Genomic DNA, 22,657 nt, shown 5'->3' with positions numbered 1-22,657 from the left:
CGTCTGCGCTATATGTTGAAGTGGGAGGAGAGGGATCTCCTCCTTTCGTCGTCTCTGGGGGAGAGCGACTTGATCAGGTGGTACTTCGCGGGGCTCGCGCTGTCGTTCTTCGGAACGAGCGCGATGTACCTCGTCGCCGGAGTCTGGGTGAAGTCGCTGACCGGCAGCGATGCTCTCGCCACGATCGCGATCCTGTGCGTGTACGCGCCGGGCGTGCTATCCCCGTGGATCGGCCGGATCGCCGACTCGTACCGGAGAAGACCACTGCTCATCTGGACCGACCTGGCGATCGTTCCGGCGCTGGCGGTGCTCTTCTTCACCGACGAGATCTGGGTGATCTACGCGGTCCTGCTGGTCTACGGCGTGAAAGCAGTTCTGGTGAGCGCCGCCGAACCGGCGTTGCTCGTGGCGCTGCTCCCCCAGGACCAGCTCGCCAAGGTCAACGGCCTGCGCATGTCGCTGCAAGAGGGCATGAAGCTCGTGGCACCACTGGCGGCCGCCGCGCTGTTCGCGGTCTACGGCTCGTGGCCGGTCATCGCGATCGACGCGCTGTCGTTCCTGCTCGCCGCCGCGGCCACCAGCATGATCAAGGTCGACGAACCACCCCCCGCCCCACGCGAAACCCCGAGCTGGCCCCACCTCAAGGCCCTCACCTGGCCGATGACGGGCGCGGCAGCAGCGTTGTGCACGGGCTCGATAGGCACTGCGGCGTCGTTCTCCCTCGTGGAGAACGGCCTGCACCACGGCCCGGAGTTCCTCGGCGTGCTGACCGCGGCCCAGGGCGCCGGATCGGTCGTCGCCGGTCTGCAGGGCAAACGCACGAACGTCACGGCAGGGCTCGTGCTCATCGCGGCAGGAGCCCTGGCCAGGGCGACGGGCTGGCTCCCGGCGGTGCTCGCGGGCGGGTTCCTGAACGGCGCCGGTCTCGCCTGGGCGGTGATCGCGGTCGTCACGCTGGTCCAGCAACGCACCCCACCAGCGGTGCTGGGCAGGGTCAGCGCGACGGCCATCAGCATCGTGTTCGCGGGCGGACCGCTGGGGCTCGCGGCAGGCGCGGCACTCGTCGCGCACCTGGACTTCCGGACGATCTACGTGATCATCGCCGGCACCTCGCTGGTGGCGGCGGTGGGGGCACGCGGGGACCGGGCGCGCCGCTTCACTGCGCGCCGGGCCCCCGCGTGGCGGGCGACTGACCAGATGGAGTGATCAGCCGCACGTCGTAGCGGTCGGCGGCACCTGGCAGAGCCGGGCCGCGTAACCGCCGTTGCGAGCCACGGGCACCGTCAGGGAGTCTCCCGCCGCGACACGTTTGGTGTCGAACGCGATCTTGCCCGTCGGGCTGTCGTGGTACAGCTCAACCAACCAGGAGCCGGAGCCGAGGAATCCCGTTCCGACCGAAAGGTCACGCGGATCACCCGCCACCCCGGCACCGAGGAACCACGTCGATCCGGACCGCCGGGCCAGCACCGCGAGCTTGCCGGGATCGCCCGCCACCAGCCGAGTCTCGTCCCACGCGGCCGGAACCGCACGCAGGAACTGCTCGGCCACCGGATAGGCCTGGTAGCTGGAGATCTTGTCCGCGAAGTGCTGCACACCCGACTCGTACAGAACGCCCAGCGCCAGCTCGGCCGCGTCGGAGTTCGGCCGCACGCCCGAGAACGTCACCGGTGTGAAGTCCATCGGCCCGGTCAGGTTCCGGGTGAACGGCAGCGTCAGGTAGTGCTCGATCGGGAACGGCTCCCGGCCGGGACGCGGCTTCGTGCCCTCCGCGCCCTTCACCGCCTCGACGGAGAGCACGTGCGGCCAGGTCCGGGTGACACCGCGGGGGATCGGCGCGCCGTGGAAGTTCAGCATCAGCTGGTACTTCGCGGCGGCCGCGTACACAGCGTCGTACCAGCGCATGCGGTCCTGGCCGTCGGACTCGATGAAGTCGATCTTCAGGCCGACCGCGCCCCAGGAGCGGTACTGGGCGAAGAGCCGCTCCCGTTCGCTGTCGGTGTCGATGGTCTGCCATCGCACCCACAGCCAGGTGTCGACGCCGCGCGCCTTCGAGTACGCGATCAGCTCGGGGATCCAGTCGGCGCTCCAGCCCGAGTCGACGAGGTTGTACTCGTAGCCCTGCTTCGCCGCGTAGTCCGCATAGCGCTTCTGCAGAGCCAGATCACCCGTGCCGTCGCCCCACCACGACCACACCGCGGTACCGGGCTTGATCCACGAGGTGTCGGAGATCTTCGACGGCGGCGCGAGCGAGGTGATCAGAGAGCTCTCGACGATCTCGGCGAGCGAGCCGACGCCCAGCACGCGCCACGGCGTGGCGAGCGGCCCAGCGGACGTCTCCGCCGGATCAGGCAGAACGAGCCGGTAGCGAGACCCGTCGTAGACGACCCGCGAACCGCCGTAGCGGCCGTCGAGGTCGGATTCGGCGAGCAGCAACCACGACTCGCCGACGTGGAACAGCGCCGGATAGCCGTACTCGACGCCCTTCTCCGCAACGCGAACGTGCGCGGACTCGTAGTCGCTGCGCCCGTTGTCGTACGGCAGCAAGAACTTCTCGGCAGCGGCAGGCACCGCGAACTCCGACGCCTCGCCGAGCACGGTCGTCCATTTGCCCGACGGCAGCACATATTTGTACGCCACCCCGTCAGCAGACGTGCGCACCACGAGATCCAGCCGTTCAGCAAGACGCTGGAGGTGGAACGTCGTCTCCGTGCCGACGTAGGAGTGCTCACGTTTCTTGCCGGACACCGTGGTGTACGAGTCCTGGACGAGCCGCGACGCCGACCCGGCGAACTTCAGCCCCGACGTCAGGTCGGCGTCGGCGGTGCGGATGCCCAGCGCGGACGGCTCCAGCACCGTGGTGCCGCCGCGCCGGACCTCCAGGCTCAACCTCCCCTGGTCGAGCCGGACAAGTGCTTCTGGTGCAACGGATTGCGTTCCAACAGGCCCACCAGTAGCCGGCGCTGCGACCCTCCACTCACCGGACTCGGCGATGGCGGGAGAGGTGCCGGCCAGTGCGCCGACGACGGCCACAGCGACCGTCGCCAGCAGCACCGATCTGTTGCGAAACCCCATGCGTGTCACTCCCTACAGCGTGGCGGCGGTAGGTGGACAGGATTGGGAAAGCGCTTACCAGCCTAGGACAGCAGCCCTGACTCGTACAGATGAGCGAAGATGATCCGCGTGACCGGTGAGACCCGGTCCGCGTCGGCGGTGGTGAACCACCCCAGCTCGGCGATCTCGCTCGCCGGCTTCAGCTCCCCGGCGAAATCCGCCGTGTAACAGGTCATCCGCACGGTCTCCCCCTCGGCACGACCATGCGCCTGCGCTTCGAACACCCCGAGCAGCTCAGGCTCCGAAACCTCGACGGACAGCTCCTCGCGGATCTCGCGCACCAGCGTCTCGACGTCGGACTCCCCCGGCTCGCGCTTGCCACCGGGCACGTAGAAGGTGTCCTTGCCGTGCGAACGGGCGACGAGCACCCGGCCGTCCACGACGTGCACCCAAGCCACCTTGTCGATCACACGACCGACATTAGGCCGAGGCGAGCTCCTTCACCACGCGGTGCGCGTCGGCCAAGGACTCCACGGCCAGCTCGCGGAACTGGTGCATCTGCGGGTTGACGTCGGCCATGGTCAGCTCGGCGTGCACGAACTCCAGCTTCTGGTCCAGCCCGATCATCGACAGCACCGCCCGCAGGTACGGCTCCTGGAAGTCGAAGCCCTCCCGCGGCGTGCCCGGCTTGTAAGAGCCACCACGCGCGGTCACGACGACGACGCGCTTGCCGCCGAGCTCGAACGTGCCGTCCTCGCGCGGGAAGAACTCCTGGCTCGCGACCTGGTCGATCCAGGCCTTCAACGTCGACGGGATCGAGAAGTTGTACATGGGCGCGCCGATGAGGATCACGTCCGCGGCCCTGACCTCGGCGACGAGGTCGGCCTTGATGTCGTGCGGCGAGCCGTCGACGTGCGGGACGGGCTCCGCGTTCAGGTCGCGGTAGGTGTAGCCGCCCTCGGGGTTCGAGGACCTCCATACGTCGGCGAACGCGCCGGTGATCTCGCGGGTCACCGATCCCTCGTGACGAATGCTCGAGTCGATGTGCAGCAGATTGGTCATACTCAGAACATACGAGTGAAGAACATCCGCGTCAAGATGTTCTGAGTCGAGAACATCTTCGGCGGGATGTAGGATGAACCACATGGAGGTGCAGGAGCCGATCACCGCGTGTGTGGAGAAGTGGGACTTCAACTGGCTGCTGCACCGCGCCGCACAGCGGGTCGGGACCGCGTTCGCCGACGAGATCGCGAACTTCGGCATCTCGTTGCGCGGACAGCTGGTCCTGAACGTGCTCGCCAGTGACGAGGAGGCCGCGCGCACCCAGCTCAAGCTCGGGGCGATGCTCGGCCTGGACAAGACCACGCTGATGAGCGAGCTCGACAAGCTGGAGCGAGCCGGCCTGGTCGTGCGGGTGCCCGACCCCAACGACCGCCGGGTGCGCACACCGGTGATCACCGACCAGGGCCGCGAACTGCAGCAGCAGGCCGGAGCAGCGCTCGCCGAGGTCGAACGCGGCTTCCGGGCCCGCTTCAGCGATCAGGAGATGGTGGTCATCCGCAAGGCGCTGAGCGATCTCGCCAGCGGTGAAGGCCCCATGCACGGCTCCTGCATCTAGACCAGTGAACCCAGGTCAGCGTCACGCAGCTGTTCCGGAGTCACCGACGCCTGCTCGTTGACCAGCTTGCCGAGGGCCGTCCCGTGGTCCCAGACGTTGACGTTCATCGCCGCCCGCAGCCGCCCGCCGCGCAGCCAGAACGCGATGAACTCCCGCTTCGCCAGGTCACCTCGCACCACGACCTCGTCGGACGGATCCGCGAGACCCCGGTACTCCATGCCCAGGTCGTACTGGTCGGTGAAGAAGTACGGCGACTTCTGGTACGGCTCGTCCATGCCGAGCAGCGGCCCGGCCACGTAGGTGCCCTGGTCCTTGGCGTTGGCCCAGTGCTCGACGCGGACCCGCCCGTCGTAGCGCGGGTGGTCGTGTGCCGCGATGTCACCGGCCGCGAACACGTCGGGAGCGGACGTCCGCAACGTCGCGTCGACCGCGACACCGCCGTCGGCCAGCTCCAGCCCTGCGGCTTCGGCGAGCTCAAGACGTGGAGTCGCGCCCACGGCCAGCACCGTCACGTCCGGCATCAGCTCGGTGCCGTCGTCCAGCCGCACTCCGGAGGGCGAGAAGCCCGCCACGCCCGTACCCAGCCTGAACTCGACGCCGTGCTCCTCGTGCAGGCCGCGGAACATCTTGCCCATCTCGGTGCCCAGCACCCGCACCAGCGGCTCTGCCAGCGGGTCGACCACCGTGACGCGGCAGCCGTGCGCGCGGGCGGCGGACGCCACCTCGCAGCCGATCCAGCCCGCGCCGACGATCACGACGTGCCTGCCCTCGCGCAGGTTCGACTTCAACGCCAGCGAGTCGTCGATCGTCCGCAGCACATGTCCTTGCGCGCCAGGCAGAACACGAGGACGTGATCCCGTCGCGAGCAAGAGCCGATCGTAGGAACGGACTGCTCCATCGGAGTCAACGATCGAGTGATCGCCGGGCCGCAGATCGAGCACCGACACGCCGAGTTTCAGCTCGATCTCGTTGTCGGCGTAGAAGCTCGGCTCGTGCACCCACGCCGGCTCGTCGGCCTTGCCCAGCAGAACGTCCTTGGACAGCGCGGGAAGTTCGTACGGGCGATAGTGTTCGGTGCCGAACATGGTGATCTTGCCGCCGTACCCGCGATCCCGGAGCGCTCCGGCCGCGGAGGCACCGGCGAGGCCCGTCCCGACAATCACGATGCGTTGCGGTTCCGCCATTTTCACCCCTCCAGGTGACCTACTCTCATCCCACGTGCGACGCTATCCGCAGCTCGGCACGGTCGCTGAACGGAGAACGCGAAACCTTCGTCACGACCGTCGGCCGCACGCGTCTCATCAACGCGAGCGCCGGCACCACCGGGCCGGCGCGCCGAGTGAGCTGGAGGAAGAAACCCGTGGGAGCCAAAGAGGAGTGGCAGGTGAGCTGCCGCGACATCGCCTCGCGCCGACGGGACTTGACGGTGTTCGTCAGTCAGGGGCACATCGTGATCAACGTGCCGCCGGGAGAGGCCGCCGTTCTGACACCGCTGGAAGTAGGCCGGCTGCGCGCCGCGCTCAGGGAAGCCGTCGTCGCCGCTTCGGACACCGAGATGTGACCGCGATCACACCGTTACCTACTCACGAGTAGGTACGTGGCAGAGTGGGTCTCATGCTGACCCGCGTGCTGCTGACCCTGGTCAAAGCCGGAGTGATCCGGCCGCTGGGCCCGCGAGGCCTGTCCGGGACCGTGCGCGGGTACCTGCAGTGGGACATCACGCTGGCGTGGGGTTACCAGACCGGCGCCGGGCGACACCCGGACCGTGCCGCGATCGTCGACGACGACGGCGTGCTCACCTACGCGGAGGTCGACGAGCGCACTTCGAGGCTCGCGCATGCGTTCCGCGCCAAGGAACGCGTCGGACTGCTGATGCGCAACCACCGCGGCTTCATCGAGACGATGACCGCGTGCACCAAGATCGGCGCCGACGCCGTCCTGCTCAACACCGGCCTGAGCAAAGGACAACTGGCCCAGGTCGCACAGGACCAGAAGATCGACAGGATCGTCGCGGACCGCGAGTTCGCTGCCGTGCTCCCCGGCATCCCCACTTATTTCAGCGACGAGCTCGAATCGCTGATCCTCAACGGGCCGAGGACGCCACTCCCCCGCAGGCCTCCGCGCGGCCGGCTGATCATCCTCACCTCGGGCACCACCGGCACGCCGAAGGGCGCGCGCCGGCCTGAACCCGCGAGCCTCGCCCCCGCCGCCGCGCTGCTGTCCCGGATCCCGCTCAAGCACGGTGAGGTCATCGCGATCACCTCGCCGCTCTTCCACGCCTGGGGCCTCGCCGCGTTCCAGCTCGGCCTCGTGCTCGGCGCCACGCTCGTGCTGCGCCGCAAGTTCGACCCCGCGCAGACGCTGCAGGACGCCGAGAAGTGCACCGCGATGTTCGTGGTTCCCGTGATGCTGCAACGCATGCTGGAGACCCCGCACCGGCCGAAGCTGCGGATCATCGCGTCCAGCGGATCATCCTTGCCGCCGAAGGTCGCCGCCCGGACGCTCGAAGAGTTCGGTCCGGTGCTCTACAACCTCTACAGCTCAACGGAAGTGAGCTGGGCGAGCATCGCGACGCCGGAGGAGATGCTGCGCGCGCCCGGTACGGCCGGTCAGCCGCCGCTCGGCACCCGAGTGGCCATTGTGGACGATCAGGGACGGCCGGTCGCACCGGGAGAGACCGGGCGGATCTTCGTCGGCAACGAGATGCTCTTCGACGGCTACACCAACGGCACCAGCAAGGAGTCGTTGAACGGCCTGATGTCCACCGGTGACCTCGGCTACCTCAAGGACGGCCTGCTGTTCGTGGCCGGACGAGATGACGAGATGATCGTCTCCGGCGGCGAGAACGTCTATCCGCGCGAAGTCGAGGACCTGCTCTCGAACCTGGACGGCGTGACCGAGGTCGCGGTGCTCGGCGTGGAGGACGACGAGTTCGGCCAGCGGCTCGTCGCGTTCGTCGTCGGGGCCGAAACCCTGACGGCCGAACACGTACGTGAACACGTCAAGGCGAACCTGGCGCGGTTCTCCGTTCCCCGGGATGTTTTCTTCGTCAACGAGCTGCCCCGCAACGCGGCCGGAAAAGTGTTGAAACGCCAATTGCGCGAACAGGTCTAGGCTCGGCCCCGGGAGAGGGGCTTGAGCACATGACGGTTCCCGGCAGGACGGCTGATCCCCGTTCCAACGCCGTGCACAACCTGCGCGAAGCACGCATCGCACTGGACGAGGGCAGGCCGGGCGAGGCGCTGGAGTACGCCGAGAAAGCGGTTGCCGCGTTCGCGTGGCTCGACGATGCCGAAGGTGTCGCGGAAGGTGTGCTGGCGCAGTCCGTGGCGCTCGGCAAGCGCGGGCTGTGGCCCAGCGCGCTCGACACCATCGACAAGGTGCAGGAGATCGCGGCCGCGAACCGCCACATCGCACTGCAGGCGCGGTGCAGCTTTTCCCGTGCTGTCGTGGAACTGCGGCTCGACTCGCGCGAGCGGAGCTTCAACTCGTTCGCCAGAGCGCTGGGCCTCGCGGAGCTCACCGGCGACAACGAGCTGATCGGTTCGGTCCTGTTCGAACAGGCTCGCGTGATGCGCATGCAGTACCACGAGCACTGCATGATCCGCACCGAGGAGAGCCGCTGCAGCCTCGACGGCGAACCGTGCGTGCGCAAGCTGCGGCGCGCGGAGGCGTTGTGCGCGCAGGTGCGCGACCGGTGGAAGCAGGTCGGCGACCCGGTGCGGATGGCGATGGTCAACGTCCTGCTGACACACGTGCGCATCGATCTGGGTGAACTTGACCGCGCCAACCGCAGCTGGCAGCGCGCTGACCAGTTGCTTGCCGGAAGGAACCGCCCGGTGGCACGGGCGGAGGCCCTGATGGCGCGCGCCCGGCTGTCCGGAGCCCGCAAGCGCTATCCGGACCAGATCAGCCAGCTGACCCAGGCCGCCGAGCTCGCCATGAGCTGCCTGGCCCGGGAGGTCGCGGTGCACGCCCATCAACAACTGAGTGAGGCGTACGAACGATCCGGGGACCTGGAACGAGCTCTGAGGCACGCACGACTGCAGCTGGAGCAGTACCGGTTGTGGGAGCTGCAGGAGGGCCGCGACCTGCTGCGGATGCGCGAGCACGACCTGTCGTCACGACTCGTGGAACAGTTGGCGCACAGGCGTTTCGAGCCCAAGCGCGAGGACGCCGTGGTGCGTGTCCCGCACGCCGGCGAGCTGCGGGAGACCGGCACCGCAGAGCACACGAACACCCGGATCGCGAGCGCGCTGCGGGCCGGCCTCACCAAGCGCGGCATCGAGGTGCTGCGGCTCGTGGCGGCCGGGGCGAGCACGGCGATGATCGCCGAGTCGCTCGGACTGTCCCCCAAGACCGTGCAGAACCACCTCCAGCGGATCTACACGACGCTCGACGTCAACGGCCGCTCCGGCGCCATCGTGTGGTGGATGAGCCTGACCAACGACGAGGCACGCGGGGGCCCCGCGTACCCCTGAGGGTAACGCGGGCCCCCGCGTGCCTGTCAAGTATTGTCAAGTGATTGACAATTGGTCCGACCAGACCGGGTGCCAATCGCCCGTTCGGTCGCTTGCCGCCGACGGGGTGGTCGCGGTTCTTGGGTGATTTACCCACGTCGGCGCTATGGAATTGGGTGATGTGACGGGTAACTGGTCTGTGTCATGCTCCGTTAACAAGGTGTCCAGTTAACGAGCGAGGGGCGGTCATGGCCGGGCAACGTCGCCTGCCGTCAGTGCTTGCGCAGCGCAATCCGCGCCACGTCGCGCCACAGCAGCGGATCGACACCCTCGGGGTTGATGTGCTCCAGCAGCGCGGCCAGGGCCGTGCGCGCACCGATGCCGCCCTCCGGGTCTGCCTCGTCCGCCGCCCGCACCAGCAGCAGGTGGCACCGCAGCTGCTGCTCGGCGTCGAGCTGACCGGTCGCGAGGGCCTCCTCGGCGAGTTCGCGAGCCTTGTCGACCTCGCCGTCGCGCAACGCCAGCTCGGCGCGCAACGCCCGTGCGTGCGCGAGAAGCCCGTCCTGCTGACGCATCGCCGCGACCGTCGTCTCCACCTTGTCCAGCAACGCCACGACCTCGTCGAGGTTCGCGCCGGGCGTGCGCAACGCGATGGACGCTCCCGCAAGACGAACCCGGCAGCGGTACTCGGGATCGCCGTCGAAGTCGTCGAGCATGCCGACGGCCTCGCGGATGCAGTGCGCCGCCTCGGTCCTGTCGCCCAACCGATCCGCGACCTTCGCGCGCGCCCACCACGTGGAGATCGCGAGCCGGTCACGGCCGAGTTCGGGCAGCCGCACGGAAAGCTGGTCCACGACCTGTTCGGCGTCGGCCAGCCGTCCGGCCGCGGTCAGCTCCGCGCACAACGCGATGAGCGCGCGCGTGTTGACCCGACGCACCCGTTCACCGTCACCGGTGGCCAGCTCGACGGCCTCGGTCGCGGCCCGCACGGATTCGGCCGTCCGGCCGAGGCGCCGCAACGAGGATGCGCGCAGGATCTCCACCAACGCGTCCACCGCCGGACCGGGAGACCAGGACTTGCGCAGCTTCGCCGCCGCCAGCAGCAGACCCTCGTGGTCGCGCTGCCGCGCCAGCATCACCAGGCGCGTCCAGCGCACGCACCAGCCGAACATCTCCTCGTCCGACCGCTTTCCCAGCGTTTCCAGCAGGTCGACGGCCATCACCAGGTCACCGTCGTGGTAGGCGAGCAGCGCCTCGCACCACGCCAGCGCCTCGTCCTGCATCGCGGTGCGGTCCTCGTCGACCATCAGCTCGGACGGGTCGACGTCGAGCACCTCGGCGAGCCGGCGCACCACGGCGGGCGACGGGACACGTTCGCCGGACTCCAGCCTCGACACGTAGCTCATGGAGACGCCAGGGCACGCGAGGTCCTTTTGCGACAAACCGCGTTGCAGCCGGACCGCTCGCAGCCTCGCACCGAACCTCGTCAAAGACTTCCTGCCCTCATCCACGGCCGCCACCAATCGAACGGAGCCCCTTGATGAAGTTGAACACTATCGCTCGAACCCTCGCAGCAGTGATCCTCAGTTTGGCGGGCCTCGCTCTGACAGGAGGCGCGGCCCTCGCGGACTCCTGCGAGAGCGGCGCTCCCGGCGGCCACACGACGAACCCGTACCTGCCTCCGTACGCGATCGCTCCCTGATCGTTTTGCCCGGTTGAGGTGGTCTTGCCTCCCTCGCAAGCAAGACCACCTCTCCACCGACACACCAATTGACGCACCTGGCCACATCGCCAGGTACGAGTGAGGCACCCTTGTGGGGTGACTCTGCAACTGCGCACGCCTCGTCACCAGGTGAGTCCGAAGTCGGTCCTGCTGTGGACGATGCAGGCGGCCTTGTTCTGGCTGGTGCTGTTCGTGCCCCAGCTCGTCGTGTTCCTCATGGTGAACGAGCCGCCCACGTGGGAGCTCGCCCTGTTGATCGCCACGCTGGTCGTCGGACTCGTGCACACCGCGGTCGAGCCGAGCTGGCGTTACCGCGTGCACCGCTGGGAGACCACGCCGGACGCCGTCTACACCCTCTCCGGCTGGCTGAACCAGGAGTGGCGGGTCGCACCCGTGTCGCGCATCCAGACCATCGACACCAAGCGCGGGCCGTTCCAGCAGATGCTCGGCCTCTCCACGGTCACGGTGACGACCGCGTCGGCCGCGGGTCCCGTCGAGATCGAGGGCCTGGACCACGAGGTGGCGCAGCGGCTCGTGGTCGAGCTGACCAACACCACGCAGGCCACGCCGGGTGATGCCACGTGACCGCCGAACTGCCGGCGGCGCCGGAGCTCACCGAGCCGCTGACGGAGTGGCACCGCCTGCACGTGCGCATGCTGATCGTGCGGCCGCTCAACGAGGGCATCGCGATGCTGGTGCCGATCGCGGTCCTGCTGATCACCGGCAACGGCGAGAAGTGGCGCCTGTTCGCGAGCGGCGTGACGGTCGCGGTGATCCTCGCGTTCAGCTATCTGATCTGGCGCACCACGAAGTACCGCATCACCGACGACCAGGTCGAGCTGCACACGGGGTTGCTGACCCGCAAGCAGGTCGCGGTGCCGCGCGATCGCATCAGGACGGTCGACCTCACCTCGAAGCCGGGTCACCGCGTGTTCGGATTGTCGGCCGTGCGCATCGGCACGGGCCAGCAGGACACGCCCGGCACCGACGGCCTCACGCTCGACGCGGTGACCTCGGAGGAGGCCGAACGGCTGCGGGTGTTGTTGCTGCAGAAGTCAGTCACACCCAGGGCTGTGTCGTCCGACGTGCCGGGCTCGGAGCCGGTGGCCGCCTCGTCGGAGGTCATCTCGCAGCTCGACCTGAAGTGGCTGAAGTTCGCGCCGCTGTCGTTGTCCGGCCTGGTCGCGATCGGTGCCGTGTTCGGCCTGCTGTCGAACTACGCGGACGACCTCGGCCTGCACCCGGTCCAGGACCTGTGGGAGTGGCTGTTCGAACACCCGAGCTTCACCCTGCTCACGGTCGCCGTGATCGCGCTGGCCGTGCTCGGGCTGGTGCTGTCCATACCGCTTTACATTCTTCAGTTCTGGAACTACAAGCTGACCCGCGAGCCGGACGGAACCCTGCGCGTGCAACGGGGTCTGCTCACCACGCGCTCGGTTTCCGTGGAGGAGCAACGGCTTCGCGGCGTCGACATCCAGGAACCGCTGCTGGTCCGCGCGGGCAAGGGCGCGAAGCTCGCCGCGGTGACCACGGGCCTGGGCTCGAAGGGCGAGAGCAACCTGCTGCTGCCGCCCGCGCCGCTGACCGTGGCGCACCAGGTCTCGCAGGACGTCCTGAAGGTCGCCGACGACCCGACGTTGCGCAAGCTCCGCAAGCACCCGTTCGCCGCGTTGCGCCGCAGCATGATCCGGCACGTGGTGCCGTGGGTCGTGATCGCGGTGGGTCTCGCGATCTTCGCGCCGTCGTGGGCGTGGCCGATCCCGGTGGCGATCCTCCCGTTCGCCGCTTTGGTGGGCTGGGACAACTACCGCTCGCTCGGCAACGCGCTCGACGACCGGTATCTGGTGACGCGCAACAACTCTCTGGTTCGCTCGACCGTGGCGTTGCAGCGCACCGGCATCATCGGGTGGCGCATCCGGCGGTCGTTCTTCCAGCGCCGCAGCGGGTTGATGACGATCGGCGCGACCACGGCGGCGGGTGCCGGCGTCTACCACGTGACGGACGTCGGTGAGGCGGCCGGGCTGGCGCTGGCCGACGAGGCGGTACCGGACCTGCTGCGCCCGTTCCTGGTCGAGGGTTAGTCCACTGTGGATCGGGGTGTCACGCCGTGCGGAACGTCTGCCGGTAGGCCGTCGGCGACACCCCGATCGACGCTGCCAGCTGCTGCCGCAGCGCCGCCCCGGTGCCGAACCCGGCGTGCCGCGCCACCTGGTCGACCGGCAGCTCGGTCGACTCCAGCAGGTGCCGGGCGCGTTCCACCCGCTGCTGCGTCAGCCACTGCCCCGGTGACATCCCCGTCTCGGCGCGGAACCGCCGCGTGAACGTCCGCACGCTCATCCGCACCTGCGCGGCCATCCCGGCGAGGTCGAGCGGTTCTTGGAGCCGCTCCAAGGCCCACTCGCGAGCCAGGGCGGTCGAGGTGTCCGGGTAGTTCGGCACCGGGCGGTCGACGAACTGCGACTGGCCGCCCTGCCGCCACGCCGGGACGACGCAGTAGCGGGCGATCCAGTTCGCCACCTCGCTGCCGTGGTCGGACCTGATGACGTGCAGGCAGAGGTCGATGCCCGCGGCGACGCCCGCCGAGGTCAGGATGTCGCCGTCGTCGATGAACAGCACGTCCGGGTTGAGCCGGACCTTCGGGTACAGCGCGCGGAACTCCTCGGTGGTGCCCCAATGCGTGGTCGCGGGCCTGCCGTCGAGCAGGCCGGCGGCGGCCAGCACGAACGCGCCGGTGCAGATCGACATGATCCGCGGCGCCCGAGTCGTGGTCAGCGCCTCCAGGACGGCCGGTTCGAGCCAGCCCTCCCGTGCGGGCTTGTAGTAGGTGCCCGGCACGAGCACCGTGTCCGCGTCTTGGAGCACCTCCAAGCCGTGCTCGGGCGCGATCGTGAAGCCGCCGCTGGTGGGGATCGGGCGGCGGTCCGGCGAGCAGACGACGACCTCGTACAGGTCACCGAGCCGGGCGAACATGTGCGTCGAGCTGCCGAGGTCGAACGCCACCGACTGCTCCAGGGCGAGAACGGCGATGCGGTGCATGGCCCGATTCTTTCACATGTTGGCTATCTGGCCACTGGTCGTCGGTTTCGGCATCACGCAACCTTGTCGGCGTGAGACTGCATTGGGCCTGGGTTGTCGCAGGTGTGTCCTTCATCGCCTTGGTGGGTGCCGCGTCGTTCCGCGCGGCGCCTGGCGCGTTGATCGAGCCGTTGCGGGCGGAGTTCGGCTGGACGACCGGCACGATCTCGCTCGCCATCTCGATCAACCTGTTGCTGTACGGGTTGACCGCGCCGTTCGCGGCCGCGCTGATGGACCGGTTCGGCGTCCGGGTCGTGGTGACCTTCGCGTTGACGATGGTCGCGCTCGGCAGCGGGCTGACGGTGTTCATGACGGCGTCGTGGCAGCTCGTGCTGTTGTGGGGTGTCGTCGTCGGGACCGGCACGGGCTCGATGGCGCTGGCGTTCGTCGCGACGATCACCGGCCGGTGGTTCGTCCGGCACCGCGGCCTGGTCACGGGCGTGCTGACGGCCGGTGGCGCGGCCGGGCAGCTGGTGTTCCTGCCGCTGGTGGCGTGGCTGGCCGACGCCTACGGCTGGCGGCCGGCGTCGCTGGTGATCTGCATCGCGGCCCTCGCCGTGGTGCCGTTGGCGGCGTTCTTCCTGCGCGAGTACCCGCGCGATGTCGGACTGCTGCCGCTCGGAGCTGTTGAAGACACTCCCCCGCCGCCGTCCGGTGGCGCGGCTCGTCGCGCGCTGACCGCGTTGGGTTCGGCGGCCAAAACTCGGCCGTTCTGGTTGCTGGCAGGCGGTTTCGCGATCTGCGGCGCGTCGACGAACGGCCTGGTGGGCACGCACTTCATCCCCGCCGCGCACGACCACGGCATGCCGACGACGACCGCGGCCGGATTGCTGGCGCTGGTCGGCATCTTCGACATCGTCGGCACCATCGTGTCCGGCTGGCTGACCGACAAGATGGACTCGCGAGTGCTGCTGGCCGCGTACTACGCGTTGCGCGGCCTGTCGTTGATGCTGCTCCCGCAACTGTTCGGCGAGTCCGCGCACCCGTCGATGCTGGTGTTCATCATCTTCTACGGCCTGGACTGGGTCGCGACCGTGCCGCCGACGGTGGCGTTGTGCCGCCAGTACTTCGGCATGTCCGGGCCTGTCGTGTTCGGCTGGGTGTTCGCGTCGCACCAGCTCGGGGCGGCGATCGCGGCCTCGGCGGCCGGGCTCACCCGCGACCACCTGGGCAGCTACGACCTGGCCTGGTACGTCGCGGGCGCCCTCTGCCTCGGCGCGGCCGTGCTGTCAGCGTCGCTTGCGCGAAGTCCCGAACATGCCCCGCGTGATCTCGCGCGCCAGGGCGCTGCCGGCTGACCGCAGGAACGACTTCACGGCGCTGTTGCCGAGCACCTTCTCGACGAGCCCCGGTTCCTCCTTCTCGTGCCTGGGAGGTTCTGGGGCTTGTTGTTGTTCTTCCTGCGGTGGCGCGACTTTCTGCATCAGCTGCTCGTAGGCCGACTCGCGGTCGATCGTCTCCGAGTACTTGCCGTGCAGATCCGAGGAGCCTGCCGCCTGTTTGATCGCGTCGTTGCCAATGGTGTCCATCAACGAGCGGGGCGCGCGCAGCCGGGTCCACGCGACCGGCGTCGGGGCGCCCTTCTCGCTCAGCACGGTGATGATCGCCTCGCCGATGCCGAGCGACGTGAGCGCCTTCTCCAGGTCGTAGTGCGGCGTCGTCGGATACGTCTTCACCGTGCGCGCCAACGCCTTCTGGTCGTCCGGCGTGAACGCGCGCAATGCGTGCTGAACGCGCGCGCCGAGCTGCGACAGCACGTCGTTCGGAATGTCGGTCGGCAGCTGGGTGCAGAAGAACACGCCGATTCCCTTGGACCGGATGAGCTTCACGGTCTGGGTGATCTGGTCGAGGAACGCCTTCGACGCGTTCGTGAACAACAAATGCGCCTCGTCGAAGAAGAAGACGAGCTTGGGCTTCTCGACGTCGCCCTCTTCCGGCAGCGTTTCGAAGAGCTCCGCCAGCAGCCACATCAGGAACGTCGAGAACAACGCCGGGTTGCCCTGCAGCTCGGCCAGTTCCAGCAGGCTGACGACACCCTTGCCGTCGCGCTGCCGCATCAGGTCGGCCGGGTCCAGCTCCGGTTCGCCGAAGAACCGGTCGCCGCCTTGGGCCTCCAGGTTGACCAGGGCCCGCAGGATGACGCCGGCCGTCGAGCTCGACACCCCGCCGATGCCCTTCAGGTCCTCCTTGCCCTCGTCGCTGGTGAGGTGCTGGATGACGCTGCGCAGGTCCTTGGTGTCGAGCAGCGGGAGACCTTTCGAGTCCGCCCAGTGGAAGATCAGTCCCAGGGTCGACTCCTGGGTGTCGTTCAGGCCCAGCACCTTCGACAACAGGATCGGCCCGAAGCTCGTGACCGTCGCTCGCAGCGGCACCCCGAGGCCGCCGGTGCCGATCGACAGGAACTGGGTCGGGTACGACTGCGGCTGCCAGTCGTCGCCGGTGTCCGCGGCGCGCGTCCTGGTCCGGTCGCTTTCCTGGCCCTGCTGCGACAGACCGGACAAGTCGCCCTTCACGTCGGCCATCAGCACCGGCACGCCGTTGTTGGACAGCTGTTCCGCGAGCAGCTGCAGGGTTTTCGTCTTGCCGGTTCCCGTTGCCCCGGCGACAAGTCCGTGGCGGTTGACCATGGCCAACGGGATGCGGACGTGCGCGGTCGGCTCCACCGTTCCGTCGACCAGCACCGCGCCGAGCTCGATGGCCGCGCTCTCGGAGGCGTATCCAGCAGCGATCTCAGCTTGAGCCGTCATGCACGAGGAGCGTAACCAGGTTGCTGCACGCCGCCACTCGAAGTTGACGCCTCGCGCAGTAATGTTCGGGGCGTGATGGATCGTCTGGTGTGGATCGACTGTGAGATGACCGGACTCGACTTGGGCAAGGACGCTCTGATCGAGATCGCGGCACTGGTCACGGACGCCGAGCTCAACGTGCTCGGCGACGGCGTGGACATCGTGATCCACGCGGATGACGAAGTGCTCGCCTCGATGCCGGAGGTCGTCATGGAGATGCACGCCAAGTCGGGCCTGACAGAAGAGGTGCGCGCGTCCGCGGTCTCGATGGAAGAGGCCGAGGCGGCCGTGCTCGCGTACATCAAGGAGTGGGTCCCGGACCCGCGCACGGCCCCGCTGGCCGGCAACTCCATCGCCACGGACCGCGGCTTCATCGCGCGCGACATGCCGGCCTTGGACGCCCACCTGCACTACCGCATGGTCGACGTGTCGTCGATCAAGGAGCTGTGCCGGCGCTGGTACCCGCGCATCTACTACGCGCAGCCGGGCAAGGGTCTCGCGCACCGGGCGCTCGCGGACATCATCGAGTCGATCCGGGAGCTCGCGTACTACCGGAAGACGGCGTTCGTGCCGCAGCCCGGTCCGTCGACCGAGCAGGCCCAGGCCGTGGCCGCTGAGCTGCTGAAGAACGTCGACTGACCCCCTGATTTCTTTATCGGTGGATGACGTTGCTATGCTTTCCCCGCCGGTCAACGACCGGTGATGGTGGGTGTAGCTCAGCTGGCAGAGCACTGGGTTGTGATCCCAGGTGTCGCGGGTTCAAGTCCCGTCACTCACCCTTTGTCGAAAGGCCTCCGCAAATGCGGGGGCCTTTCTTCACGTTTCGGGAGTGTTCATGACCACGCTCGTCGCCAAGGATCTCGCCGCAGGTCACGGTGATCGCGTCCTGTTCTCCGGACTGGATCTCGTGGTCGCTCCCGGCGACGTCATCGGGCTCGTCGGCGTGAACGGAGCGGGCAAGTCGACGCTGCTTCGAACGTTGGCGGGCCTGATCCCCGCTGAAGAGGGCCGGGTGTCGTTGAACCCGCCGTCCGCGAACGTCGGCCACCTCGCGCAGGAGCCGGAGCGGCTCGAAGGCGAGACCGTGCGCGAGTACCTGGCCCGCCGCACCGGTGTCGCCGCAGCTCAGACCGCACTGGACGTCGCCACCGAGGCGCTGACCGCGGGCAACGACGAGGGCTACTCCGAGGCGTTGGACCAGTGGCTCGCACTGGGAGGCGCTGACCTCGAAGAACGGTCGCTGGAGGTCATCGGCGATCTGGGGCTGACCGTGGGCCTGGACGCGTTGATGACCTCGCTGTCCGGCGGCCAGGCGGCGCGGGCGGGCATGGCGTCGTTGCTGCTCAGCCGCTACGACATCTTCCTGCTGGACGAGCCGACCAACGACCTGGACCTCGACGGCCTGGAGCGGCTGGAGAAGTTCGTCACGGGCCTGCGCGCGGGCACCGTGGTGGTGTCGCACGACCGCGAGTTCCTGGCCCGCACGGTCACCAGCGTGCTGGAGCTCGACCTGCACCAGAACCAGGTCAGGCTGTACGGCGGCGGCTACGAGTCGTACCTCGAAGAACGCGCGCGGGCCCGTCAGCACGCCCGTGACGACTACGAGGAGTTCGCGGACACCAAGGCGTCGTTGGAGGCCCGCGCGCGCATGCAGCGCTCGTGGATGGAGAAGGGCGTGAAGAACGCCCGGCGCAAGGCCGGCGACAACGACAAGAACGCCCGCAAGTTCCGCGCCGACGCGACCGAGAAGCAGGCCTCGAAGGCCCGGCAGACCGACCGCATGATCGAACGGCTGGACGTCGTCGAGGAGCCGCGCAAGGAGTGGGAGCTGCGGATGGAGATCGCCTCCGCACCCCGTTCCGGTGCGGTCGTGGCGTCTCTGCGCGGTGCGGTCGTCGAACGCGGCGGCTTCCGGCTGGGTCCGGTCGACCTGCAGATCGACTGGGCGGACCGGGTCGCGATCACCGGGGCGAACGGCGCGGGCAAGTCGACGCTGCTGGCCGCGCTGCTCGGAAGGGCAGAACTGGCGTCGGGTTACGCGACGCTGGGCTCCGGCGTCGTGGTCGGCGAGGTGGACCAGGCGCGTGGGCTGTTCCTGGGCGACCTGCCGCTGGTGGACGCGTTCGAGGAGGCCGTGCCGGAGATGAACCCGGCCGACGTGCGGACGTTGCTCGCGAAGTTCGGCCTGAAAGCGGCGCACGTGATGCGGACGGCGGCTTCGCTGTCGCCCGGCGAACGCACACGAGCCGCGTTGGCGTTGCTGCAGGGGCGCGGGGTGAACCTGCTGGTGCTCGACGAGCCGACGAACCACCTCGACCTGGCGGCGATCGAGCAGCTGGAGGCGGCGCTGGACAACTACCCCGGCACGTTGCTGCTGGTGACGCACGACCGGCGGATGCTCGAAGCGGTGCAGGTGAACCGTCACCTGACCGTTGCCGGCGGCCAGGTGACGGTGTCCTGAGCTACTTCAGGTCGAGCTTGTAGATCTGGGTGGTGCTGTTGTTGGGGATGGAGTCCTTGTCCCCGTTGGACGTCGTGAGCCAGAGGTCGCCCTGCGGGGTCTTCTCGACCGTCCTCAAGCGACCGTAGGCACCCTCGAAGAAGATCTCGGGCTGGCCGCCGATCGGGATCCGGTAGAGCCGCTGGCCGCGCAACGCCGCGAGGTACAGCACGTCGTCCACAATGGCCAGTCCGCTCGGGGAGGCCTGGGAGACCGGCCAGGTGTGCTTGGGCGCGAGGAAGGTCGGGTCGCCGCACTCGCCGGACGTGCCTTCGCAGGCGGGCCAGCCGTAGTTGCCGCCGGGCTTGATCAGGTTGACCTCGTCCATGACCGAGTTGCCCAGCTCGGCCTCCCAGAGGCGGCCTCTTGAGTCGAACGCCAGGCCCTGCACGTTGCGGTGGCCGTAGCTGTAGACGTACTTGCCGGGGAACGGGTTGTCGCGCGGCGCACTTCCGTCCGGGTTGACGCGCAACACCTTGCCGCCCAACGAGTTCAGGTCCTGCGCGTTGGAGCTGACCTGACCGTCGCCGGTCGCGATGTAGATCTTGCCGTCCGGGCCGAACCGGAGCCGGCCGCCGTTGTGGAACTTGTTGCGCGGGGCGCCGGTGAGCAGCACCTGGTGCGTGGTCTGGTCGAGCTTTCCGTCGACCAGCTTGAACCTGACGAGCCGGTTGTCGGTCGGGCTGGTGTGGTAGGCGTAGATCCAGCCGTCCTTGTACTCGACGCCGAGGAGCCCGCCCTCGCCGTCGGTGCTGACGACGTTCGGGACGCGGCCGGCGACGGACTTGGTGCCGTCGGGTGCGATGCGGATGATGTCACCGGTGTCGCGCTGGGCGTAGAAGGCGGTGCCGTCCCTGAGGAACTCCAGGCCCCACGGCACGTCCGTGTCGTCGGTGATCTTGGTGACCTCGCCGACGGCGTCCTGTCCCTTGCGGGTACTGGCCTTGATCGGCGCGGTGAACGCCGAGCTCTTGCCGGAGGTGTCGATCGCCTTGACCGTGAACTCGTAGTCGGTCTGCTGCTTCAGGCCCGCGATCGTGGTCTGCTGGCCGGTCGTGGTGCCGACCTGGACGCCGCCGGAGAAGACCGCGTAGCTCGCGACGCCGATGTCGTCGCTCGACGCACCCCACGCGAGCGAGACGCTGTTGGCGGTCAGCTTCTGGACGATCGCGTTGAACGGCACGGTCGGTGGCGCGGTGTCGACGACGGCGGGTGGCGTGGTGACCGTGACCGAGTTGCTCGCCTGCGAGATGTTGCCCGCGGCGTCCTTCGCGTTGACGTAGAAGGAGTAGGTGGTGTTCGGGTTGAGGCGGGTGACGTTGTTGGAGAGCGCGTCACCGGCGACCGTCTTCACGAACTGGCCGGACTGGTAGATCTCGTAGCTCGTGACGGCCACGTTGTCGCTCGCCGGGCCCCACTGCAGGTTGACCGAGGTGGCGGTGAAAGCCTTGACGGACAACGTTCCCGGAGCACCGGGCGGTGCGGTGTCGACGACGCCGGGCGTGCCGTGGACCTCGAACTCGCGGAGCTCGTAGTTCCGGAAGCACGGTTTGGTCAGCGAGACCCGGACCCAGCGGCCGAAGCCGGTGAACTCCAGGTTGTCGTCGCCGCCGTCGCCCTTCTCGGTGCGGTACATGTCGCGCCAGTAGACGCCTTCTGGCGAAGTCTGGACGGTGTAGCTCCGCGCGCAGAGGAAACCCCAGCGCAGCACGACCCGGTTGATCGTCGACATCGAGCCGAGGTCGATGGAGATCCACTGCCGGTCGCCGTTCTCGCTGCGCCAGCTGGTCCGGCGGTCGACGTCGGTGGCTTTGGTGGCGACGTGCCGGGCGTTGCTCTCGCTGGACGCCGTCGCCGGTCTGCCGAGCGAGAGCAGCACGTCGTCGGCTTGCGCGGGTGGTGCCGCGACCACCGCGAACGTCAGGGCCGATGCGAGCACGAGCAGTCTTCGCAGCGGTGCAGCCACAGTGCCTCCCAGGTAGGTGCGACCAGGCGGCGGTGGCGGGGACAGCCTTCCACAAACGTTTTCAGCAGACCAGCGAAAAGGGGCCGCGCACCGCGTGCGCAGCCCCTTCGTCGTGCTCAGGTCAGCGGTTGCCCTGGACCCACTGGTTCCACGGCACCTGCCAGTCGCCGAACCCGTCCCACGGCTCGAGCGCCGGGCCGCCGGAGTTCGTGACGATGACGACGTCGCCCTGGTTGCTGTTGTCGTAGACCCACTTGGCGTTCTCGGGCGAGAGGTTGAGGCAGCCGTGACTCACGTTGCGGCGGCCCTGGTCACCGACGGACCACTCGGCCTGGTGGAAGAAGATGCCGCTGTTCGACATCCGGAACGCCCAGCTGACCGGCGTCTTGTAGCCGCCGTTCTCCAGCGCGAGACCGTACGTGGTGGAGTCCATGATCATGCGGTCGTGCTTCTCCATCAGCACGTACGTGCCGGTGGGGGTGGTGTTCGCCGCGTTGCCCATCGACGTCGGCATCGTGCGCACGACCTGGCCGTTGACCTTGACGTTGACCTGGTGCGTGCCGCCGTCGGCCTCGTAGATGACCTCGTTGCCGACCGTGGTCGTGATGATGCGGTCTTCCTGGCCGTAGATGCCGTCACCGACGGTCTTGCCGTAGACCTTGACGTGCATGGTGATCTTGGTGCCCGACTTCCAGAACTTCTCCGGACGCCAGTGCACCTCCTTCTTGTTGAACCAGTAGAAGGCGCCCTCGACCTTGGGCTCAGTGGTGATCTCCAGCATCTTCTCGGCCGCGACCTTGTCGGCCACCGGCTCGTCGAAGTAGAACGCGAGCGGCTGTCCGACACCGATGGTCGAGCCGTCCTGCGGGTTCGTCGACACGTAGGTCAGCGTCCGCGGCTTCACCGTGGTGAAGGACGACTCCTTGGTCTGCGGCTTGCCGTCCTCACCGGTCGCCGTGGCGCTCAGCTTGTAGGTCTTGCCGTACCCGAGCGGCTCGGTGTTGTTCCACTGCGTCGACTCGGGGTTCATCTTCCCCTCGACGACCTTGCCGTCGGCGTTCGTCAGCTTGACCTCGGTCAGCTTCCCGTCCGCCGCTGTGGCGATGACCGGCAGCCCTGGCGACACCTCGGCCGCGCCGTCGTTCAGCGCCAGCGTCAGCGTGACCGGCTTCGGCGGCGGCGGAGTGCTCGACGACGTGCTCCCCGCACCGGTCGAACTGTCGCCGCCCCCCGAACAGCCTGCGATCAGCATCACAGCGGCAGCCGCCATGACCACCCCACGACCGCGCCTGCCCCACATCCCCATCGACGTACTTCCGATCTACTTGTCGCCCGCTCCCGAGACTGCCTGCACGAAGTCGTTTTGGCGTCCCCCGAGTAGGTGACGACACGGGGTACCCGGAAGTTGCGCAAGTGGCCGGATCGTTACGTGCCCGATGTAGCTCATCCGGTCGCTGACCAGCCGATTGGGATCCGCT

At 68.3% G+C, this 22,657-nt stretch carries 20 protein-coding genes and 1 tRNA gene; 12 read left to right on the top strand and 9 right to left on the bottom strand.

Annotated elements, in window-relative coordinates; genetic code table 11:
* Positions 1-69: 69 nt before the first annotated feature.
* Complete coding sequence (locus tag ABZX92_RS16715) at positions 70-1,206, top strand: MFS transporter (protein ID WP_355559484.1); 1,137 nt, start codon at positions 70-72, stop codon at positions 1,204-1,206.
* On the opposite strand, the gene ABZX92_RS16710 is transcribed toward ABZX92_RS16715, so the two are convergent.
* The 3 genes from ABZX92_RS16710 to ABZX92_RS16700 all read right to left on the bottom strand — a co-directional run bounded on the left by ABZX92_RS16710 (position 1,207) and on the right by ABZX92_RS16700 (position 4,113).
* On the bottom strand, positions 1,207-3,072 hold the full coding sequence (locus ABZX92_RS16710; protein ID WP_355559481.1) for a glycoside hydrolase family 97 catalytic domain-containing protein: 1,866 nt from the start codon (positions 3,070-3,072) through the stop codon (positions 1,207-1,209).
* 62 nt (positions 3,073-3,134) lie between these two features.
* Entirely contained in the window at positions 3,135-3,521 is a 387-nt protein-coding gene (locus ABZX92_RS16705; RefSeq protein ID WP_355559478.1) for an NUDIX domain-containing protein, read from the bottom strand.
* A 10-nt stretch (positions 3,522-3,531) separates the two neighbouring features.
* Positions 3,532-4,113, bottom strand: a complete 582-nt coding sequence (locus tag ABZX92_RS16700) for an NAD(P)H-dependent oxidoreductase (protein WP_355559475.1) — start codon at positions 4,111-4,113, stop codon at positions 3,532-3,534.
* 82 nt (positions 4,114-4,195) lie between these two features.
* Here ABZX92_RS16700 and ABZX92_RS16695 point away from each other — a divergent pair, with 82 nt between their 5' ends.
* On the top strand, positions 4,196-4,669 hold the full coding sequence (locus ABZX92_RS16695) for a MarR family winged helix-turn-helix transcriptional regulator (protein ID WP_355559473.1): 474 nt from the start codon (positions 4,196-4,198) through the stop codon (positions 4,667-4,669).
* Here ABZX92_RS16695 and ABZX92_RS16690 read toward each other — a convergent pair.
* Positions 4,666-5,853: an FAD-dependent oxidoreductase gene (locus tag ABZX92_RS16690; RefSeq protein ID WP_355559470.1), complete on the bottom strand. Its 1,188-nt coding sequence runs from the start codon at positions 5,851-5,853 to the stop codon at positions 4,666-4,668. The genes ABZX92_RS16695 and ABZX92_RS16690 overlap by 4 nt on opposite strands.
* 176 nt (positions 5,854-6,029) lie before the next feature.
* On the opposite strand from ABZX92_RS16690, the gene ABZX92_RS16685 reads away from it, so the two are divergent.
* Genes ABZX92_RS16685 through ABZX92_RS16675 form a run of 3 tightly spaced genes read left to right on the top strand, consistent with a single transcriptional unit; the run spans position 6,030 to position 9,150 of the window.
* On the top strand, positions 6,030-6,230 hold the full coding sequence (locus ABZX92_RS16685) for a hypothetical protein (RefSeq protein ID WP_030468277.1): 201 nt from the start codon (positions 6,030-6,032) through the stop codon (positions 6,228-6,230).
* Positions 6,231-6,283: 53 nt separating this feature from the next.
* Complete coding sequence (locus ABZX92_RS16680; RefSeq protein WP_355559467.1) at positions 6,284-7,783, top strand: AMP-binding protein; 1,500 nt, start codon at positions 6,284-6,286, stop codon at positions 7,781-7,783.
* A 29-nt stretch (positions 7,784-7,812) separates the two neighbouring features.
* Positions 7,813-9,150 carry a LuxR C-terminal-related transcriptional regulator gene (locus ABZX92_RS16675; protein WP_355559464.1) on the top strand — a complete coding sequence of 446 codons (1,338 nt, stop codon included), beginning with the start codon at positions 7,813-7,815 and terminating at the stop codon, positions 9,148-9,150.
* Positions 9,151-9,401: 251 nt separating this feature from the next.
* On the opposite strand, the gene ABZX92_RS16670 is transcribed toward ABZX92_RS16675, so the two are convergent.
* Entirely contained in the window at positions 9,402-10,640 is a 1,239-nt protein-coding gene (locus tag ABZX92_RS16670) for a helix-turn-helix domain-containing protein (protein ID WP_355559461.1), read from the bottom strand.
* A gap of 65 nt (positions 10,641-10,705) precedes the next feature.
* Here ABZX92_RS16670 and ABZX92_RS16665 point away from each other — a divergent pair, with 65 nt between their 5' ends.
* The 3 genes from ABZX92_RS16665 (at position 10,706) to ABZX92_RS16655 (ending at position 12,933) form a co-directional block, all read left to right on the top strand.
* Positions 10,706-10,831: a hypothetical protein gene (locus tag ABZX92_RS16665; RefSeq protein WP_355559459.1), complete on the top strand. Its 126-nt coding sequence runs from the start codon at positions 10,706-10,708 to the stop codon at positions 10,829-10,831.
* A 117-nt stretch (positions 10,832-10,948) separates the two neighbouring features.
* Positions 10,949-11,437 carry a PH domain-containing protein gene (locus ABZX92_RS16660; protein ID WP_355559456.1) on the top strand — a complete coding sequence of 163 codons (489 nt, stop codon included), beginning with the start codon at positions 10,949-10,951 and terminating at the stop codon, positions 11,435-11,437.
* Positions 11,434-12,933: a PH domain-containing protein gene (locus ABZX92_RS16655; RefSeq protein WP_355559453.1), complete on the top strand. Its 1,500-nt coding sequence runs from the start codon at positions 11,434-11,436 to the stop codon at positions 12,931-12,933. The genes ABZX92_RS16660 and ABZX92_RS16655 overlap by 4 nt, the downstream gene beginning before the upstream one ends.
* A gap of 19 nt (positions 12,934-12,952) precedes the next feature.
* Here the strand turns inward: ABZX92_RS16655 and ABZX92_RS16650 are convergent, their stop codons facing one another.
* A complete protein-coding gene (locus ABZX92_RS16650; protein ID WP_355559450.1) occupies positions 12,953-13,888 on the bottom strand; it encodes a helix-turn-helix domain-containing protein in 936 nt (311 codons plus the stop codon).
* A gap of 71 nt (positions 13,889-13,959) precedes the next feature.
* On the opposite strand from ABZX92_RS16650, the gene ABZX92_RS16645 reads away from it, so the two are divergent.
* Positions 13,960-15,225, top strand: coding sequence for an MFS transporter (locus ABZX92_RS16645; RefSeq protein WP_355559447.1), 1,266 nt, complete (start codon positions 13,960-13,962; stop codon positions 15,223-15,225).
* On the opposite strand, the gene ABZX92_RS16640 is transcribed toward ABZX92_RS16645, so the two are convergent.
* Positions 15,157-16,674, bottom strand: a complete 1,518-nt coding sequence (locus ABZX92_RS16640; protein ID WP_355559445.1) for a helicase HerA-like domain-containing protein — start codon at positions 16,672-16,674, stop codon at positions 15,157-15,159. The genes ABZX92_RS16645 and ABZX92_RS16640 overlap by 69 nt on opposite strands.
* A 72-nt stretch (positions 16,675-16,746) precedes the next feature.
* On the opposite strand from ABZX92_RS16640, the gene orn reads away from it, so the two are divergent.
* The 3 genes from orn to ABZX92_RS16625 all read left to right on the top strand — a co-directional run bounded on the left by orn (position 16,747) and on the right by ABZX92_RS16625 (position 19,174).
* Complete coding sequence (gene orn, locus ABZX92_RS16635; protein ID WP_355559442.1) at positions 16,747-17,352, top strand: oligoribonuclease; 606 nt, start codon at positions 16,747-16,749, stop codon at positions 17,350-17,352.
* 66 nt (positions 17,353-17,418) lie between these two features.
* Positions 17,419-17,491 (top strand) — tRNA-His (locus tag ABZX92_RS16630).
* A gap of 57 nt (positions 17,492-17,548) precedes the next feature.
* Positions 17,549-19,174 (top strand): ABC-F family ATP-binding cassette domain-containing protein, encoded by a 1,626-nt coding sequence (locus ABZX92_RS16625; protein ID WP_355559440.1) that lies wholly within the window; start codon positions 17,549-17,551, stop codon positions 19,172-19,174.
* A 1-nt stretch (position 19,175) separates the two neighbouring features.
* On the opposite strand, the gene ABZX92_RS16620 is transcribed toward ABZX92_RS16625, so the two are convergent.
* Together ABZX92_RS16620 and ABZX92_RS16615 are read right to left on the bottom strand one after the other, a co-directional pair.
* A complete protein-coding gene (locus tag ABZX92_RS16620; RefSeq protein WP_355559437.1) occupies positions 19,176-21,179 on the bottom strand; it encodes a PQQ-dependent sugar dehydrogenase in 2,004 nt (667 codons plus the stop codon).
* Between the two features lie 121 nt (positions 21,180-21,300).
* Positions 21,301-22,449: an Ig-like domain-containing protein gene (locus ABZX92_RS16615; protein ID WP_355559435.1), complete on the bottom strand. Its 1,149-nt coding sequence runs from the start codon at positions 22,447-22,449 to the stop codon at positions 21,301-21,303.
* Between the last annotated feature and the right edge of the window lie 208 nt (positions 22,450-22,657).

The sequence above is a fragment of the Lentzea sp. NPDC006480 genome (assembly GCF_040611995.1).
Taxonomy (GTDB): Bacteria; Actinomycetota; Actinomycetes; order Mycobacteriales; family Pseudonocardiaceae; genus Lentzea.
Note: the sequence above shows the minus strand (reverse complement) of the source record. Positions and strands in the feature narration are given on the sequence as shown.

Excerpts from the sequence above, each read along its gene's own strand:
- ABZX92_RS16675 (WP_355559464.1), top strand. The coding sequence starts at position 7,813 with ATGACGGTTCCCGGCAGGACGGCTGATCCCCGTTCCAACGCCGTGCAC.
- ABZX92_RS16625 (WP_355559440.1), top strand. The coding sequence starts at position 17,549 with ATGACCACGCTCGTCGCCAAGGATCTCGCCGCAGGTCACGGTGATCGC.
- ABZX92_RS16650 (WP_355559450.1), bottom strand. The coding sequence starts at position 13,888 with ATGCACCGCATCGCCGTTCTCGCCCTGGAGCAGTCGGTGGCGTTCGAC.
- ABZX92_RS16615 (WP_355559435.1), bottom strand. The coding sequence starts at position 22,449 with ATGGCGGCTGCCGCTGTGATGCTGATCGCAGGCTGTTCGGGGGGCGGC.
- ABZX92_RS16690 (WP_355559470.1), bottom strand. The coding sequence starts at position 5,853 with ATGGCGGAACCGCAACGCATCGTGATTGTCGGGACGGGCCTCGCCGGT.
- ABZX92_RS16680 (WP_355559467.1), top strand. The coding sequence starts at position 6,284 with ATGCTGACCCGCGTGCTGCTGACCCTGGTCAAAGCCGGAGTGATCCGG.
- ABZX92_RS16695 (WP_355559473.1), top strand. The coding sequence starts at position 4,196 with ATGGAGGTGCAGGAGCCGATCACCGCGTGTGTGGAGAAGTGGGACTTC.
- ABZX92_RS16640 (WP_355559445.1), bottom strand. The coding sequence starts at position 16,674 with ATGACGGCTCAAGCTGAGATCGCTGCTGGATACGCCTCCGAGAGCGCG.
- ABZX92_RS16700 (WP_355559475.1), bottom strand. The coding sequence starts at position 4,113 with ATGACCAATCTGCTGCACATCGACTCGAGCATTCGTCACGAGGGATCG.
- ABZX92_RS16710 (WP_355559481.1), bottom strand. The coding sequence starts at position 3,072 with ATGGGGTTTCGCAACAGATCGGTGCTGCTGGCGACGGTCGCTGTGGCC.